Raw genomic sequence first — 17,431 nt, 5'->3', positions numbered from 1 at the left:
TTCATCCTTTTTCTCCTTATGAAAGTACCTACTCTTTATCCTTGGCTCTGCGGGCTGGGTTTAGCGCTGGCTATTACGCCGGTTTCGGCCCAGCAAAAGCCAGCTGCCAAGCCTGCCGGCGCCAAATCGACTACGCCCAAACCGCCCACGGTGAAGGCACCCACGGGCGCTACCGGTGCCCGGTTGGTCGAGAAAGTGACCAAGAAGCCCGGCGAGCTGGTTATTCCCTACGAAAAGTACGTGCTGCCTAACGGCCTGACGGTCGTGGTGGCTGAAGACCACTCCGACCCGCTGGTGCACGTAGACGTGACCTACCACGTGGGCTCGGCCCGCGAGCAGATTGGCAAGTCGGGCTTTGCCCACTTCTTCGAGCACATGATGTTTCAGGGCTCCGACCACGTCGGCGACGAGCAGCACTTTAAGCTCGTGACGGCCGCTGGCGGCACGCTCAACGGCTCGACCAACCAGGACCGCACCAACTACTTCGAAACTGTACCGAACAACCAGCTCGAAACGGCGATGTGGCTCGAAGCCGACCGCATGGGCTTTTTGCTCGATGCTGTGACGCAGCAAAAGTTTGAGGTGCAGCGCTCGACCGTGAAAAACGAGCGCGGTCAGAGTGTGGATAACCGCCCCTATGGGCAGGCCGGCGAGTACCTGAGTAAAACGCTGTATCCCTACGGGCACCCTTACTCTTGGTCCGTAATTGGGTCCTTGGCAGACCTGGACCGCTCCAATGTCAACGACCTTAAGAACTTCTTTTTGCGCTGGTATGGGCCCAACAATGCGACCCTGACCGTGGGCGGCGATGTAACCGTGGCGCAGGTACTGAAGTACGCTGAGAAGTACTTCGGCCCTATCAAGCGTGGGCCGGCCGTGCCGGTGCAGAAGCTGCCCGCGCCCGTGCTCACCGCCGACCGCTACGTGAGCTACGAGGACAACATACGCTTCCCGATGCTGCAAATGGTGTTTCCGACGGTGCCCCACGGCCACCCCGATGAAACACCGCTCGACGCGCTGGCCGACATCATTGGCGGTGGCAAAACGTCGCTGCTTTATAAGAACCTGGTAAAAACCCAGAAAGCGGTGCAGGCCCAGGCCTACCAGCGTAACTCGGAGCTGAGCGGCGAGTTCGCCCTGATTTCGCTGGATGCGCCCACTACGCGCCTCGACAGCGCGGAAGTTATCTTCCGCAAAACACTGGCTGAGTTTGCCAAAAACGGCCCGACCGACGCGCAAGTGGCGCAGTTCAAGGCCAGCACTGAGGCCCAGCTTGTTAACGGCCTGGCCAGCGTGCAGGGCAAAGTGAGCCAGCTCGCGGCCAACCAGACCTTCTTCGGTAACCCCAACCGCCTGCCCACCGACCTCCAGGAGCTACGCGCCCTCACCAAGGCCGATGTGCAGCGCGTATTTGCCAAGTACATTCAGGGCAAGCACGCCGTGATTCTGAGCGTGGTGCCCAAGGGCAAAGCTGCCGAAGTAGCTGGCAAGGATAACTTTACAGCTTCCACGGCGGGCTACAAGGCGCCCAACTACGGCTACGACGGTCTGAAGTACGTGAAGGCCGTGGACACCTTTGACCGCAGCAAACAGCCCAAGGGCGGCGCCAACCCGGTGGTGAAAGTGCCGGTTATCTGGCAGGATAAATTTGACAACGGCTTGCAGCTAATCGGGACCCGGAACGCGGAGATTCCGACGGCTACGATGCAGCTCACCATCAAAGGTGGGCATCGGCTCGAGCAAACAATGCCGGGCAAGGCAGGCATTGCGGCCCTCACGGCCCAAATGCTGAACGAAGGTTCGGAGAAGTATACGGGTGAGCAGTTTGCCGCGGCGCTCGACCGCCTAGGTAGTGCCATTCAGGTGTTTAGCGGCGATGATAACACGACGGTGTACGTGCAGACGCTTACCAAAAACCTGCCCGCCACGGCGGCCCTGCTCGAGCAGCGCCTGCTGCACCCGCGCTTCGACGCGGCCGACTTCGACCGCTTGAAGAAGCAGACCCTGCAAGGCATTGCCAACCAAGTGACGCAGCCAACCGTGATTGCTAACAATGCTTATTCGAAGCTGCTTTATGGCCAGAATGACATCATGGGCGTGCCTAATAGCGGCACCACGGCCAGCGTCACGAGCATCACGCTCGACGACGTGAAGCAGTTTTACGCCGCTAACTACGCGCCCAACGTGAGCTACCTCACCGTGGTGGGTGACCTCGACCAGGCCGCCGCTGAGCAGCCGTTGGCCTTTTTGAAAGCGTGGCCGCAGAAAAATGTGACCTTGCCCACCGCCCCGGTGGCTCAGGCCCAGCCCGACAAGACCAAGATTTACTTTATCAACAAGGACGGCGCGGCGCAGTCCGAAATCCGGGTGGGTTACCTCACGGCCCTGCCCTACGACGCCACCGGTGACTACTACCGCGCTTATCTGAGCAACTACCTCCTGGGTGGCGCCTTTAACTCGCGCATCAACCTGAACCTGCGCGAGGACAAGGGCTACACCTACGGCGCTAATTCGGGCTACCGCAGCACGCGCTTTGCCGGGCCGTTTACGGCCCAGGCCGGCGTGCGCGCCGATGCCACGGCCGCCTCGGTGAAGGAGTTTATGAAGGAAATCAACAACTACCGCACCGGCATTTCGGATGAGGAATTGGCCTTCCTGCAAAGCTCAGTGGGCCAGAGCGATGCCCTGCGCTACGAAACTGGCCAGCAGAAAGCCGGCTTCTTATCGCGCCTTGTGGAGTACGACCTCAAGCCCGACTACGTGACCCAGCAGGCCGACCTGCTAAAGGCCCTGAAGAAGGAAGACGTGTCGGCTTCGGTGCAGAAATACCTGCCCGGCGATAAGATGTACATCGTAGTGGTGGGCGACCGCGCCAAGGCCTTCCCCGGCCTCTCGGAGCTCGGCTACGAGGTGCAGGAACTGGACGTGAACGGCCAGCCCGTGGCCTCGGCAGCGCCCACTGCCGCCGCAGCTCCGGCTACCCCGGCCAGCGCTACCTCCGCCGACATGCCCGATGGCAAGACCAAAACCGAAGAAAACGGTAAGAAGGTAAAGACGAAGAAGAAAGGCGCCTAGGTACCGCCCTTTCCTAAGTTGGCCACTCAAGAGCCCGCCGCTACATGCGGCGGGCTTTTTTTGTGCGCTAGGCTGCTGAGGCTAAGGCTACTACTGTGGCGGTTATCCAGTAGCAGCTTGGGGCTGCCTGGCCTGGTTGGTAGTACGCAGTTAGTCAAACGCCTACCTAGGGCGCTGCGTGAGGTTATCCGCTTGGCGGGAGCCAGGCGTCGGCTGGCGACTTTAGGAAAGAAGCATTATTAAATTATATATTTTTTATGAAGAAATTTGCATTTACTGGAATGGGTGCGTAAACTTGGTTCGAAAATCAAATAGTGCAATTATAAAAGCACGTTTGATTTTATTCGTCAAGTAAGGATTTGCCTGCCATTTGCTGCTCTTATCCTGCACTCTGCATCAGCCAGCCTAGCTAGTAGCGGTTTCTACCGCGAAAGCTGCCGCCTAAGTCCCACCCTCGGCTGATGGTTCCGCTGCCTACCGACTAGCTTCCCGCCCAATAGTCGGCCGCATACTTGCCTCTGCCTCAGTTAGAAGCTGTAAGAGCTACGCTACGTAGCGCTACGGCCGCTGGGCCCTATATCCCCCGCAATTCTCAAAAAACCTAGTGTTCCACTAGGGCCGGTTCTTCGTGCGCTTTGCGGCGCACCTTCTTCCCTAAACCGCCTGCTGCGTAGGCCCGGATGGGCTGCGCGTGTCCACTGTCCTGCCTAAAGTGCAAAAAGGCGGCCGGCAAGCATTACTGGTCGATTCTCAAGTAGCCCGCCAGGAGCCGCTCTGCTTGGTGTGGCTTTACCTCCGCGTCCTCTTTTCTTACTTACCCCTATGCACATGAGAAAATTACTACTGATACTACTGGCGGGGCTGTGGGCAGCGGCGGCGCTGGCCCAAACTAGGGTGGCCGTGACGGGTAAAGTAACCGACAAAGCCGGCGCCGAAATCCCCGGCGTGACGGTGCTGGTGAAGGGCACGGGCCAGGGTGCCGCCACCGATGTAAACGGCGTTTTTAAAATAAGCTGCGCGCCGGATAGCCGGCTGGTTTTCTCCTTCCTAGGGTACGTGGCGCAGGAAGTGGCGCTGAATGGCCGCCCGACTGTAAATGTTACGCTAGCCACTGATAGCAAGCAGCTTGACGACGTGGTGGTGGTGGGCTACGGCACCCAAACCAAGGCCGAATTTACGGGGGCGGCGGCCCGCGTCTCGGGCGATGCGGTGAAGGACCTGCCGGTGCAGAGCTTCGACCAGGGCCTGGCGGGCAAGGCCACGGGCGTGAGCATCGGGCAGCCCAACGGGGTGCTTAATAACGCGCCGGTTATTCGTATTCGGGGCGTTAACTCCATCTCCCTCAGCTCGTACCCGCTGATTGTGGTCGATGGCATTCCGATTAATACGGGCAACGCGTCGGGCAACACAACGGTGGCCAACAACCCCCTAGGCGACATCAACCCGGCCGACATTGCCTCGATTGACGTGCTGAAGGACGCGGCTTCGACGGCCATCTACGGCTCGCGGGCGGCGGGCGGCGTGATTCTGATAACTACCAAAAGCGGCAAGAATGGCAAGGCCCGCGTGACATATGAGGGCTGGGCGGGCGCGACGCGCGCCGCGCGCTTACCCACGCTGCTGAATGCCGAGCAGTACATGCTCATCAAGAATGAGGCGGTGCTGAACGCCAAAATATCGTCGGGCAACGAGGGGAACGCGGGCGTGGCGGGGGCTTCATTTTTCCCGAACTACAACGCCGATGGCTCGCTGGTCGACACCAACTGGTACGACTACGTGTACCAGACTGGCGTGTCGCAAAACCACAGCCTGAGCGTGTCGGGCGGCTCGGACGCGACCAAGTACTACCTCTCCACGAACTACTCGGACCAGAAGGGAATACTGAAAACCAATGAGTTCACTCGCAAGGGCGTCCGCTTCAATCTGAGCCACCAGCTGACGCCGTGGATAAACCTGTCGGCCACGGCCAACTACAACAACACGCTGAATACCTCGCCCAATACGGGCTCGCTCGAAGGCAACGCCTTTGGGATTGTGGGCTCGGCGCGATTGGCCTGGATATCAGCGCCCAACGTGGGTCCCTTCAACCCTGATGGAAGCTATAACCTGAGCGGCGCCAACACGATTGGCATGGGCAACAACACGGTGGCCAGCAACTTCTACAACATCGTGCCGCTGCTGGATTTGAATAAATACACGTCGGAAAACGACCGGATTATTAGCACGTTCTCGATGGGCGTGACGCCGTTTAAAGGTTTTGAATACCGCTTGAACTACGGCATCGACCGCCTCAAGATTGAGAACGCCAACTTCCAGAGCGCCGTGCACGGGCCGGGCTTCGGCAGCGGCACTGCTACCAACAGCAGCGTGCTGGCCGACAACTGGAACGTAACCAACACCCTGGCTTACCAGCGCACCCTAGGTGCCAAGCACGCGCTGAGCCTGCTGGTGGGCTACGACGTGCAGAAGTTCAATAACTCGCTGTGGGGCGCCACGCGCTCGCAGGTGTCGGACCCGTTTTTCGATACGTTTGAGGGCAGCTACTCCAACATTGCGCCCGTGACGCCGGGGCTGAGCGAGCGGGCGATTGCCTCGACGTTTGCGCGCCTGACTTACAACTACGACCAGCGGTATTTCCTCACTGTGAATGCGCGGCGCGACGGCCTGTCGGCGCTGGGTTCGGGCAAGAAATACGGCGTGTTTGGCGGCGTATCGGGCGGCTGGTCGCTGAGCCAGGAAGAGTTCTACAAGAACTCGTCGCTCGCCGAAATTATTACCAACGTGAAGCTGCGCGCGAGCTGGGGCAAAATCGGCAATGCTAATTTGCCCAATGCCTACGGCTCCTTATCGCTTTACAATTCAGCGCTGTACGGGCCCTACGCCACCTGGGTATTTGGGCAAGGTGGCAACCCCGACCTAGGGTGGGAAACCAGCAAGCAAACTAACGTGGGCGCCGACATCGGCCTGTTCAACGACCGGGTGCAGCTCGACCTGACTTACTACCGCAACAACGTAGACGGTCTGATTCTGAACGTGCCGCAGTCGCCCTCTAAAGGCATTCCGAACAACGCGATTCTGCAGAATGTGGGCGCCATGTACAACCGCGGGTTTGAGGCGGGTATCACGGCTAACTTGGTTAATACGAGCAAGTTTAGCTGGACGTCGAACCTCAACTACACCACCAATCAGAACCGCGTGACTGAGCTGTACGGGCAGGGGAGCGAGATAGTGGGCACCACCAGCACCAGTTCCGAAACCACCAACATCACCCGCGTGGGCTACTCAGTGGGCAGCCTGTTTGGCGCCCGCACCAACGGCGTGAACCCCGACAACGGCCGCCGCATTTTCATCAACGGCCGGGGCGAGCAGGTGCAGTACAACCACGCCGTGCCCTCGGGCCAAAGCCGCTGGACCTACCTCGACGGCAGCACTGCGGCCGCCATCAGCGTGTCGGATTACCAGCTGCTGGGCAACGCCCTACCAACCTGGTACGGCGGCTTCAACAACACCTTCAAGTACGGAAACTTCGACCTGACGGTGAATTTCACCTACTCGGGCGGCAACTACGTGATGAATGGCTCGAAAGCCACCTGGCGCGACCAGCGCTTCTGGAACAACTCGACCGAAGTGCTCGACCGCTGGACGACCCCCGGCCAGGTTACCGACATTCCGCGGGTGGTAATTGGCGACCTGCTCTCCAACGGCTCCTCGTTCCCGATTTCGGCTAATCTGGAAAAGGGTGACTTCCTGCGCTTGCAAACGGCCGGCGCCGGCTACCGCTTCCCGCTCGACTGGCTGGGGCACACGGGCATCAGTTCGGTGCGCGTGTATGCGCAGGTTTTCAACGCGTTCCTGGTGACCAAGTACACCGGCACTGACCCGGACATCTCGTCCAACGGCAACAACAACATCACGCCGGGCGTGGATAAAAACTCGGTGCCGCAGGGGCGCACGTTCACGCTGGGCGTGAACGTGGGGTTCTAGAATAGCCCAGGATAGCCAATTAATTCAGTAATTCTAGCTCCTCTTTATATGTTGCTACGCGTATTTTCTGCCCGCTTCTTAGCCGGCCTCGGCTTGGCCCTGAGCCTAGGTACCACGGCTTGCAAAGAGAACGAACTTCTCAACCCTATCCCGAAAACGTCGCTGCAAGGCAGCCTGCTCTTCAACACCCCCGACCGCGTGCTGGGCCAGGTGAATGGCATGTACGCCGGCCTCAAAAACGGCAACTTCTACGGCGGGCGCTACCTGATGCTAAGCGACATCCGGGGCGAGGAATTTATCAACCGCCTCCAGAACGTATTCACTGGCTACGACGCCTGGAACCACACCATCAACTCGGGCTCCAACGACGCGCTCACGACCTGGAGCAGCGCCTATGCGGCCATCAACTCGGCCAATCTGGTGATTGACGGCCTGGCGGCTAACCCGAATGTGGTGCCCGCCGCCACGGCGGCGCAGTACGTGGGCGAGGCCAAGGTGGTACGGGCGCTCAGCTACTCCGCGCTGGTTTCGCTTTATGGGCAGCCATATCTAAAAGACAGCGGCGCCTCGCTGGCCGTGCCGCTGCGCCTGACTGGCGAAACCACTACCGCCAATAACGACATGGCCCGCAGCACCGTGGCGGCTGTGTACACGCAGATTCTGAAAGATTTGAATGAGGCCGAGGCGGCCTTGCCCCTCACGTATTCGAGCGCCCTGCTCAATACCGCGCGGGCGCACCGCAACACGGCCATCGCCCTCAAAACCAGGGTATACCTGACGATGGGCCGCTACGCCGACGTGGTAACGGAGGCCCGCAAAATCGTGTCGGCCGCCGCGCCTTACCGGGCTTCGACGGGGGTGGCGAACCAGCTGCAAGCCAACATCAGCACCATTTTCAACAGCGACTACACCACGACCGAGTCCATTTTGTCGATGCCGATGACGACGCTCGATAACGTGAGCGGCCAGAGTTCACTGGCGTACGAATATACGTTCAACCAGGAGTATCATCTGAACCCAACCGGCATTCTGGGCAACGCCACCTGGCGTACTGCCGATGCCCGCCGCAGCTTACTGCGCGTGTCGGGCACCACGTACTACCTCACCAAATTCCGCCTAGCCAACCCCTACCTCGACTATGTGCCGGTTATCCGCTACGCGGAGGTGCTGCTGAATTACGCTGAGGCGCTGGCCCGGCAGAACACTCCCGACCTGGCCACGGCCACGGCCGTGCTCACGGCTGTGCGCCAGCGCTCCGATGCCAGCTACGTGTTTCCAGCCGCGGCAGTGACTACGGCCTCGGCGCTCACCAGCACGGTGTGGGCCGAGCGGCGCATCGAGCTGCTAGGGGAGGGGTTTCGGTCTAATGACCTGCTGCGTAATATGTTGACGATTCCGGCCAAGGGCACGTCACCAGCTATCACATCGAGCCAGCCAGAGTACATTTTCCCGATTCCGAACGCCGAGATTTCCTCTAATAAGCTACTATAATCTGGTTTGGCTGCTATACTGCGGCTGTTAACCCTATTATCCCCTCTGAATGAAGCGTACTTCTATGCTCTTGGCTAGTCTGCTAGCCGCCAGTCACTTTGCCGCGGCCCAGGCTACGGCGCCCGGCACTACCACCCCTGCGCCCCGCGCTGATGCCCGCCCGGCGGCCACCAGCCTCGGCGCCATTACGCAGGGCCTGAAGAAGTTCGACGGGTACTTTCCGTTTTACTACGATGAGAAGACTGGCAAGGTCTACCTCGAAATCGAGAAATTTGACCAGGACTTTCTGTACTTCAGCTCGCTCACCAACGGAGTAGGCCTGGGTGGCCCCGAGCGCGGCGCGGCGTCTTCCAACCTCGCCAAGTTCAGTAAAATTGGCCCCAAGGTTTTTCTGATAGAGCCCAACCTAGCTTACCGCGCCACGGGCAAAAACCCCGATGAGCAGCGCGCCGTGGAAAGCGCCTTTGCCAAGTCCATCATTTGGGGTTTCTCGCCGGTGGCGGTAGAGGGCAACAAAACGCTGATTGACCTGACGCCCTTTTTGGTGCGCGATAGCCAGAAGCTGACCGACCAGCTCGGCCGCCGCAGCTTTGCGGGGCTGCGCGGCGCGGCCGCTGGCCCGGCGCCCGCGCCCTACCGCTTCGACGAAACGCGCTCGGCGGTGTACCTTGATAATACCAAGAATTTCCCGAAGAACAGCGAGTTTGAGGCCATCGTGACCTTCGTGGGTGGGCCTAGCGGCGGCGCCCGCGACTTTGGCATGGGCGGCCCTGGCATTGCGCCCGACCCCAACGCGGTGACCGTGCGCATGCACCAGTCGTTTGTGGAGCTGCCCGACGACAAGTACAAGCCCCGCGAGTTTGACCCACGCTCGGGCTTCAACCAGTTCACCTACCAGGATTTTTCGGCGCCGATGGACGAGCCGCAGGTGCGTCGCTACAGCCGCCGCCACCGCCTCGAAAAGAAGAACCCCGGCGCCAAGCTCAGCGACCCGGTGAAGCCCATCGTGTACTACATCGACCGTGGCGCGCCGCCCGATGTCAAGCGCGCCCTTATCGAAGGTGCCAGCTGGTGGAACCAGGCCTTTGAAGCCGCTGGCTATCGCAATGCATTTATTGCCAAGGAACTACCCGAAGGCGCCGACCCAATGGATATTCGCTACAACGTGGTGAACTGGGTCGACCGCGCCGGCAACCCTAGGGCGTTTTCCTACGGCTCGTCGTACATCGACCCGCGCACCGGCGAGATTATCAAGGGCGTGGTGACCCTGGGTTCTGACCGCCACCGCCAGGACTACCTCATTGCCGAGGGCCTGTTGCAGCCTTATAAGGACGACCAGCGGGTGCCCAAGCAGATGGAGGAGCTGGCGCTGGCCCGCATCCGGCAGTTGTCGGCCCACGAAATTGGGCACACGCTGGGGCTGTACCATAATTTCACCTCCAGCACCCACGGCCGCGGCTCGGTGATGGACTACCCCTTCCCGCGTTTCTCGCTGAAGGCCGATGGCACCATCGACGTGTCGCAGGCCTACGCCACCGGCATCGGCAGCTGGGATAAGCGTGCCATCCTGTGGGGCTACCAGGACTTTGGCCGGGGTACCGACGAGAGCAAGGGCCTGGCCGCCATCATGCAGCAAACGCTGAAAGAAGGCCACATTTTCATCCCCGACATCGGCGGCTACGTGCACCCCACGGCCAACCAGTGGGACGATGGCGACAATGCCGTGGCCCAGCTCACGAAGCTGATGACCGTGCGCCGGCACGTGCTCGATACGTTTTCGGCGAATGCCATTCCGGCCGGCGCACCGATGGCCACGCTCGAAGAAGTGCTGGTGCCCATCTACCTGCTGCATCGCTACCAGGTAGAGGCCGCCGCCAAGTCCCTAGGGGGCCTCTACTTCACGCACGCCGTGAAGGGCGATGGCCAAACCATCACCAAAATGGTGGAGCCCGCCGAGCAGTGGCGCGCCTTCGACGCCCTCATGGCCACCGTGACGCCCACCGCGCTGGCCTTGCCCGAAAAGCTGATTCAGCAGATTCCGCCGCGGCCCTCGGGCTACCCCAGCAGCCTCGAAACCTTCTCGGGCCACACCGGCCCCACGTTTGACCCCATTGCGGCCGCCGAGTCGGCAGCCGCGCCCAGCATCACGTCCATCCTTGACCCCGCCCGCGCCGCCCGCCTGGTCGAGTACCACGCCCGCGACGCTCAGCAGCCCGGCTTTATGCCCGTGGTTGATAAAATGCTGGCTCAAACCTGGAAGACGCCCCTGGCCGCCGGCTACCCCGGCGAAATTCAGGTAGTAGTTAATAACCTCACGCTGAAGTCGCTGCTCCAGCTCGCCGCCAGCCCCGACATCGCCGAGAGCGTGCGCGGCGAGAGTCTGCTCGAAGTAGCCGGCCTTAAGCAGTGGATGACCAGCCGCCTGGCCAGCGCCGAACCCCGCCAAAAAGCGAATATTATGTTCGGTCTGGCTCAGATTGGCAAGTTCGAGGAAGACCCTAACAAATTCACGCCCGCGCCCGCCTTGGACTTGCCGCCCGGCGCGCCCATCGGGATGCCGGGGATGGACTTTTTGGGGGACGACGTGGCGTACTAAACGCGTATCGTGGACTCTGCGAGTCCGTGAGTATTCGGCCCAGCCGTGGCGCCTCACCCCCCGGCCCCCTCTCCGAAAAGGAGAGGGGGAGTCTGACGATTATAATGACCCCTGCCTTCTGCTTGTGGTCGGCTCCCCTTCTCCTCTTCGGAGAAGGGGCCGGGGGGTGAGGCGCCCACGCTATTCAGCCTAAACCCCATGTGCAGCTACGCCCATTTTTTCACTCAATACCTCACCGAATGAAAAAGCCCTTTACCGCCTCCCTTAAGCGTCCGCTGGCAACCATAGGCCTAGCCTTGCTGGCCCTAGGTACCGCCCAGGCCCAAACTGCCGCCATGCCGCCGGTCAAGCTCGAAGCCCTCAAAAAGGAGCTGTTGACTGAAATTGACAAGCAGCAGAAAGCTACCCAGCAGATGGTAGATATGGTGTTCAGCTTCGGCGAGCTGGGATTTCAGGAAACTGAAACCTCGCGCTACCTCACCGGTATTCTGCAAAAAAACGGATTTAAGGTGCAGCAGGGCATTGCGGGCGTGCCCACGGCCTGGATGGCCACCTGGGGCTCGGGCAAGCCGGTGATTGCCATTGGTAGCGACATCGACTGTATTCCCAAGGCGTCGCAGAAACCCGGTGTGGCCTACCACGACCCCATCATTGAGGGGGCGCCGGGCCACGGCGAGGGCCACAACTCGGGCGTGCCGCTGAATATCACGGCGGTGCTGGCCCTCAAGAAGATAATGGAGCGCGAACACCTGCCCGGCACGCTCATGCTGTGGCCCGGCGTGGCCGAAGAGCAGCTCGGCGCCAAAGCCTACTTCGTGCGCGACGGCTACTTTAAGAACGTCGATGCCTGCATCTTCACCCACGTCGGCGACAACCTAGGGGTGTCGTACGGCGATGGGGGAGGCAACGGGATGATATCCGTGAAATTCAATTTCGACGGGCAAGCCGCGCACTCGGCCGGCGCGCCCTGGCGCGGCCGCAGCGCCTTGGATGCCGTGGAGCTCATGGATATCGGCTGGAACTTCCACCGTGAGCACATGGAGGTCACCCAGCGCTCGCACTACGTCATCCCCGACGGCGGCGACCAGCCCAACGTAGTGCCTTCCAAGGCGTCGGTGTGGTACTACTTCCGCGAGCGTACCTACCCCAAAATCATGGAGATGTATGCCGATGCGCAGAAGATGGCCGAGGGCGCCACGCTCATGACCAAAACCACCGTCACGCACGAAGTCCTAGGTAGCGCCTGGCCGGGCCACATGAGCAAGCCCATCGCCGAGGCCATGTACCAGAATATTAGAATAGTAGGTCTACCCCAGTGGAGCGCCGACGACCAGGTGCTGGCCCGCGCCGCCCAGGTCGAGATGAAAGCCCCCAAAACCGACCGCCGCAACCGTCCCATCGACGGGCTGGCCACCAAGCTCGATTCGCTCACCGCGCCCGAGGCGTTCTCCATCGGCGGCGGCTCCGACGACATCGCCGACATTTCCTGGAACGTGCCCACGGTGGTACTCCGCTACCCGGCCAACATTCCGGGCCTGCCCGGCCACCATTGGTCCAATGCCATTGCCATGGCCACGCCTATCGCCCACAAAGGTGTGACGGCTGGCGCCAAAGCCGAGGCCCTGACCTTGCTCGACATGCTGGTGAAGCCCGAGGTCATCAAAAATGCCTGGACTTACTTCAACGACGTGCAAACCAAAGATACCAAATACACGCCCTTGATTTCGGCCACTGACAAGCCCGCCATTACCCTCAACCAGGGCATTATGGCGCAGTACCGGCCCGAGATGAAGAAATATTACTATAACCCCGCCAAGTATAAAAGCTACCTCGACCAGTTGGGCATTGCCTACCCCACGGTGCGGCCGGCCGCTGGGGCAGCGCCTGCCAAGGTCAGCGGTACCAACTAAGTAGGGTAGGGTCTTGGCGCTGGCAGCTCGGTGCCACCCGACCAAGCGGTTAGCGCCAGGTGAAAGTCGGTCGTTCGAGAGAGCGGCCGGCTTTTTTTGGAAACACCTAGGGCCAACGGCCTGGCCCAGCGAACCTAGGCGCGCCGACCAAAAGTGGGCTTAGCGTGAAGCTGAGCCGTTTCTTGCAACCTAGGCGCTAACTTGCGCGGAGCAATTACTATTTTCTCGTGGCATCGTCCCAACAACACGCGCAACTCGACCGCTTAGAGCGACAGGTGACTACGTTAGTGGCTGCTTATCAGCAGGTGCGCGAGGAGCTGGCCGACGCTCGCACCACCATCGAGCACCTGCGGGCCGACGGGCGCGAACGGGAAAAGCAATTGCGAGAGTACCAAAACCAAGAAAACATTGTTAAACTTGTCCAGACTATAGCCGGCGGAGAACCCACCCAGGCCAACGAGCTGAAACAACGCCTCAACGAATACATCCGCGAAATAGATAAGTGCCTTGCCTACTTGAGGGAATAAAGAACCTTCACCTATTTGAACTGTCTACTACCTTTCTATGAGTGACTTAGCCATCAAGATTCGCATTGCCGACCGCGATTACCCCATGCGGGTAGCCGTGGCCGACGAAGAGCGCCTGCGCCTAGCCGGCCGGCAGCTCAGCGAACAGCTGCGCGAGTACCGAGAAAAGTATGGCATTCAGGATAAACAAGACCTACTGGCGATGGTAGCCCTCGCCACAATGGCTGACTCCCTGAAAGTTAGCAAAGAAAAGGATGGAACCGATGCAGACCTCACCGAGCGCCTAGCGCGCCTCGACGAGCTGCTTTCTGGCGTGGTGCTGGCGGCCTAGGGCGGCCGGGTAGCACCCGTATTTCGTTGGCCCGGCCGGGCCAGCCAGGGCAAGCGGCCCTAGCTACTCCCGGCCTGGTAACCTACGCATGGCTATGGTTTTGATTCACTTCAGTTCCATAACTTCATGTCATCCATCCTTTTATACTGCGTGCTGACGGCCGTCATTGCCTTGATTGGCGGACTGCTCATCGGCCGCCAGCTGGCCGGCAAAGCCCGCCAAGACCACGAAGGCGAGGCGCAAGCCAAAGCCCGCCAACTCTTAGAAGAGGCCGAACTTCAGGCCAACCGCACCCGCGACGAGCGTATTCAGCAGTCGAAGGATAAGTTTCGCAACCTCAAGAACGAGTACGAGCAGGAGCAAAAGCGCGTGCGCCGCGAGTTTGACACCGAGAGCCAGCGCCTGAAAGCTGCCCTAGAGCAGGAGCTGACCGAGCGCCGCCAGGGCGTGCTAGCCCAGGAGCAGAGCATCAAGCACCTCACCGACACCACTCAGAAGCAGCTCGAAGTAATCCAGCACAAGGAAAAAGAGCTAGAAATCACCCGCGAGAAAGTGCAGGCTGATGCCGAGCACCAGCGCACCCGCTTCGAGCAGCAGGAGGAGAAGCGCCAGGCCAAGCACGAAACCGCCGTAGCCGAGCTGCAAGCCAAGCAGCAAGAAGCCGAAGCCATTGTGCACGAGGTGCAGAGCCAACTCGAAAAAGTAGCCGGCCTCACCGCCGCCGAAGCCCGCGAGCAACTCGTGGAAAGTCTGCGCAATGAGGCGCAGTTGCAAGCCAGCTCCTATATTAAGGACACCGTGGCGCAAGCCAAGCTCACGGCCACCAAAGACGCCAAAAAAGTGGTGCTGGAAACCATTCAGCGCACGGCTTCGGAGCACGCCATTGAGAACTGCGTGTCGGTGTTCAACATCGAGAGCGACGATGTGAAAGGTAAAATCATTGGCCGCGAGGGCCGCAACATCCGGGCGCTGGAAGCGGCGACGGGTGTGGAAGTGATTGTGGACGACACGCCGGAGGCCATCATCATCTCGGGTTTCGACCCGGTGCGCCGCGAAATTGCCCGCCTCTCGCTGCACTTGCTGGTGAAAGACGGCCGCATTCACCCCGCCCGCGTGGAGGAAATTGTGGCTAAAACGACCAAGAAAATCGAGGAAGAAATCATCGAAATCGGCGAGCGTACGGTTATCGACCTCGGCATCCACGGCCTGCACCCCGAACTGATTCGGATGGTAGGCCGCATGCGCTTCCGCTCCAGCTATGGCCAGAACCTGTTGCAACACAGCCGCGAAGTAGCTAACCTTTGCGCCACAATGGCCGCCGAACTGGGCCTCAACGTGAAGCACGCCCGCCGCGCCGGCCTGCTCCACGACATCGGTAAAGTGAGCACCGAGGAGCCTGAGCTGCCCCACGCCATCCTAGGGATGGAAATGGCCAAGAAATACAAGGAGCACCCCGACGTGGTGAACGCCATCGGTGCCCACCACGACGAGATGGAAATGACGGCCCTGATTTCGCCCATCGTGCAAGCCTGCGACGCCATCTCAGGCTCGCGCCCCGGCGCCCGCCGCGAAATGATGGAGAGCTACATCAAGCGCCTGCGCCAACTCGAAGAAACGGCCGGCGCTTTCAAAGGCGTGAACCAGACCTACGCCATCCAGGCCGGCCGTGAGTTGCGCGTAATAGTGGATGCCGAGAACGTGAGCGATGAGCGCGCTGGCGAGCTGAGCTTCGAGATTTCGCAGAAAATCGAGAAGGAAATGCAGTATCCTGGCCAGATTAAAGTGACCGTAATCCGCGAAATGCGCTCGGTGGCATATGCTAAGTAAGCCGTAGCGCGGACTCTGCGAGTCCGCGAATGGCACGGAGCATTTCACGTCAGACTATCTTATGTGCGAACTCACAGAGTCCGCGCTACACCAAGAGCCCCGGCAACCACGGTTGCCGGGGCTTTATGTTTGCCAGCAGCTATGAAAATACAAGCCATCCTAGGTGCCCTCGCGCTACTCGCCGCCGCTGGCTGCGTGCGCAATCCCTACGCTGCCACTAACAAAGTTTACAAGCGCCAAGCCCGCGACCTAGCCCACCAACTGCGGGCGCAGCCTACGCTGGCGGGCGACAGCCTGCCGCCCGCGCTCTACTGGGCCGGCACCGTCAATTTCAATCTGCGCAAGCCCAACTACGTCATCATTCACCATACGGCGCAGCACAGTACCGAGCAGACGCTCAAGACCTTTACGCTGACCAAAACGCAGGTGAGCGCCCACTACGTAATTGGGCGCGATGGCCAGACCTTCCACATGCTCAGCGACTACCTGCGGGCCTGGCACGGCGGCGCCGCCCGCTGGGGCAACGTCACGGATATTAATTCGGTATCAATCGGTATTGAGCTGGATAACGACGGCACCGAGCCCTTCCAGGAAGCGCAATTAACAAGTTTGTTAAAAGTCCTAGGTAGCCTGAAGCGCACCTATAACATCCCGGCGGCCAACTTCATCGGGCACGGAGATATTGCGCCGACCCGTAAAAGCGACCCTAGCGCGCTGTTTCCGTGGCAGCGGCTGGCGGCGCGTGGCTTCGGCCTCTGGTACGATGAGGCGGTGCTGAGCGATACCACGGCCGCGCCCTTCGCCACCGACTCGCTCGGGCTGCCCTTGCCGGGCATTACGCCCCGCGAAGCCCTGCGCATCATCGGCTACGACACGCAGGATATGCCCACCGCTATCCGAGCCTTCAAGCGACACTTTGTGCCCGCTGATGCCAGTGCGGAGCTGACGGAGCGTGACCGCCGCATATTATTTAATCTTTACCGAAAAAACCTGTAAGGCAATGGCCTGCTTCGTCTGCCCTAGGTACCTAGGGCAGACGAAGCAGGCCATTGCTTCAGCATAGAGCTTACTGGGCGCCCTTCAACTTGTCTTCGCCACCGTAGGGCGCGCCCGCCGTGATGTCGCCGCGCAGGCCCCCAGTACTTTGGCCAGGCCCAAAGCCGGGCTGCGGAGCTGTGGTATCATTCCCTTTTTCAGTTACTAATGGCGCGTCGGGCGCCATCGGGGCATTGGTGAGGGCGTCGGTGGGCACGGCGGTCGCGTCGGTGCCGCCGTTGGCCTGGTCGCCGGTGATTTCGGCTACCTTGGCTACATAGCGGCGCTTGGCTTCCTCCTCGGACACGCCCTTAAACTTGTCCCACGACTCCCACTGGGCCTGCGAGAGGCCGGCGGGGCCGCTGGCTTGGTCGGCCTCCTCGGCGTTGACTTCGCCAGATTTCATGTTCACGTCGCCTTCGGTGGCTTGCTTGTACAGGCCGTAAAGCTCGGTCATGTGCTGGGCGGCGTCGGCATCGGATAAGGCATTTACTTGCTGCGCGGCAGCTTCAAATTGCTGTTGTAGCTCCATGGGGTGGGGGCGGGGAAAATCAAAAGTGCGCCGGCTGGATGCCGACCAAAGGCTGTACTACGCCAGCGGGCCGGGGGTTGCGCCAAGGGCGAGCTGGGGAGGAAGTAAAAGGAGAGAGTGAAT

10 protein-coding genes are annotated in these 17,431 nt (G+C 60.5%); 9 read left to right on the top strand and 1 reads right to left on the bottom strand.

Annotation, left to right across the window (positions count from 1 at the left end; translation table 11 throughout):
• The first annotated feature begins 18 nt into the window (after window positions 1–18).
• The 9 genes from ACFSDX_RS07575 (at window position 19) to ACFSDX_RS07535 (ending at window position 16,737) form a co-directional block, all read left to right on the top strand.
• A complete protein-coding gene (locus tag ACFSDX_RS07575; protein WP_382312670.1) occupies window positions 19–3,075 on the top strand; it encodes a M16 family metallopeptidase in 3,057 nt (1,018 codons plus the stop codon).
• An 828-nt stretch (window positions 3,076–3,903) separates the two neighbouring features.
• On the top strand, window positions 3,904–7,059 hold the full coding sequence (locus ACFSDX_RS07570; protein ID WP_382312669.1) for a SusC/RagA family TonB-linked outer membrane protein: 3,156 nt from the start codon (window positions 3,904–3,906) through the stop codon (window positions 7,057–7,059).
• A 48-nt stretch (window positions 7,060–7,107) separates the two neighbouring features.
• Window positions 7,108–8,550, top strand: a complete 1,443-nt coding sequence (locus tag ACFSDX_RS07565) for a RagB/SusD family nutrient uptake outer membrane protein (protein ID WP_382312668.1) — start codon at window positions 7,108–7,110, stop codon at window positions 8,548–8,550.
• Window positions 8,551–8,599: 49 nt separating this feature from the next.
• Window positions 8,600–11,146 carry a zinc-dependent metalloprotease gene (locus tag ACFSDX_RS07560; RefSeq protein WP_382312667.1) on the top strand — a complete coding sequence of 849 codons (2,547 nt, stop codon included), beginning with the start codon at window positions 8,600–8,602 and terminating at the stop codon, window positions 11,144–11,146.
• A gap of 239 nt (window positions 11,147–11,385) precedes the next feature.
• On the top strand, window positions 11,386–13,056 hold the full coding sequence (locus ACFSDX_RS07555) for a peptidase dimerization domain-containing protein (RefSeq protein ID WP_382312666.1): 1,671 nt from the start codon (window positions 11,386–11,388) through the stop codon (window positions 13,054–13,056).
• Between the two features lie 227 nt (window positions 13,057–13,283).
• Entirely contained in the window at window positions 13,284–13,583 is a 300-nt protein-coding gene (locus ACFSDX_RS07550; protein ID WP_144850866.1) for a hypothetical protein, read from the top strand.
• A gap of 37 nt (window positions 13,584–13,620) precedes the next feature.
• A complete protein-coding gene (locus ACFSDX_RS07545) occupies window positions 13,621–13,914 on the top strand; it encodes a cell division protein ZapA (protein WP_382312665.1) in 294 nt (97 codons plus the stop codon).
• 126 nt (window positions 13,915–14,040) lie between these two features.
• Window positions 14,041–15,741 carry a ribonuclease Y gene (rny, locus tag ACFSDX_RS07540; RefSeq protein ID WP_382312664.1) on the top strand — a complete coding sequence of 567 codons (1,701 nt, stop codon included), beginning with the start codon at window positions 14,041–14,043 and terminating at the stop codon, window positions 15,739–15,741.
• Between the two features lie 141 nt (window positions 15,742–15,882).
• A complete protein-coding gene (locus ACFSDX_RS07535; RefSeq protein WP_382312663.1) occupies window positions 15,883–16,737 on the top strand; it encodes an N-acetylmuramoyl-L-alanine amidase in 855 nt (284 codons plus the stop codon).
• 70 nt (window positions 16,738–16,807) lie between these two features.
• On the opposite strand, the gene ACFSDX_RS07530 is transcribed toward ACFSDX_RS07535, so the two are convergent.
• Window positions 16,808–17,308, bottom strand: a complete 501-nt coding sequence (locus ACFSDX_RS07530; RefSeq protein ID WP_382312662.1) for an acyl-CoA-binding protein — start codon at window positions 17,306–17,308, stop codon at window positions 16,808–16,810.
• Between the last annotated feature and the right edge of the window lie 123 nt (window positions 17,309–17,431).

The sequence above is a fragment of the Hymenobacter bucti genome, from assembly GCF_042681145.1.
Classification (GTDB): Bacteria; Bacteroidota; Bacteroidia; order Cytophagales; family Hymenobacteraceae; genus Hymenobacter; species Hymenobacter bucti.
This window is presented reverse-complemented; position numbering and strand designations above follow the sequence as displayed.

Excerpts from the sequence above, each read along its gene's own strand:
- ACFSDX_RS07565 (WP_382312668.1), top strand. The coding sequence starts at position 7,108 with ATGTTGCTACGCGTATTTTCTGCCCGCTTCTTAGCCGGCCTCGGCTTG.
- ACFSDX_RS07545 (WP_382312665.1), top strand. The coding sequence starts at position 13,621 with ATGAGTGACTTAGCCATCAAGATTCGCATTGCCGACCGCGATTACCCC.
- ACFSDX_RS07575 (WP_382312670.1), top strand. The coding sequence starts at position 19 with ATGAAAGTACCTACTCTTTATCCTTGGCTCTGCGGGCTGGGTTTAGCG.
- rny (WP_382312664.1), top strand. The coding sequence starts at position 14,041 with ATGTCATCCATCCTTTTATACTGCGTGCTGACGGCCGTCATTGCCTTG.
- ACFSDX_RS07560 (WP_382312667.1), top strand. The coding sequence starts at position 8,600 with ATGAAGCGTACTTCTATGCTCTTGGCTAGTCTGCTAGCCGCCAGTCAC.
- ACFSDX_RS07535 (WP_382312663.1), top strand. The coding sequence starts at position 15,883 with ATGAAAATACAAGCCATCCTAGGTGCCCTCGCGCTACTCGCCGCCGCT.
- ACFSDX_RS07570 (WP_382312669.1), top strand. The coding sequence starts at position 3,904 with ATGAGAAAATTACTACTGATACTACTGGCGGGGCTGTGGGCAGCGGCG.
- ACFSDX_RS07530 (WP_382312662.1), bottom strand. The coding sequence starts at position 17,308 with ATGGAGCTACAACAGCAATTTGAAGCTGCCGCGCAGCAAGTAAATGCC.
- ACFSDX_RS07555 (WP_382312666.1), top strand. The coding sequence starts at position 11,386 with ATGAAAAAGCCCTTTACCGCCTCCCTTAAGCGTCCGCTGGCAACCATA.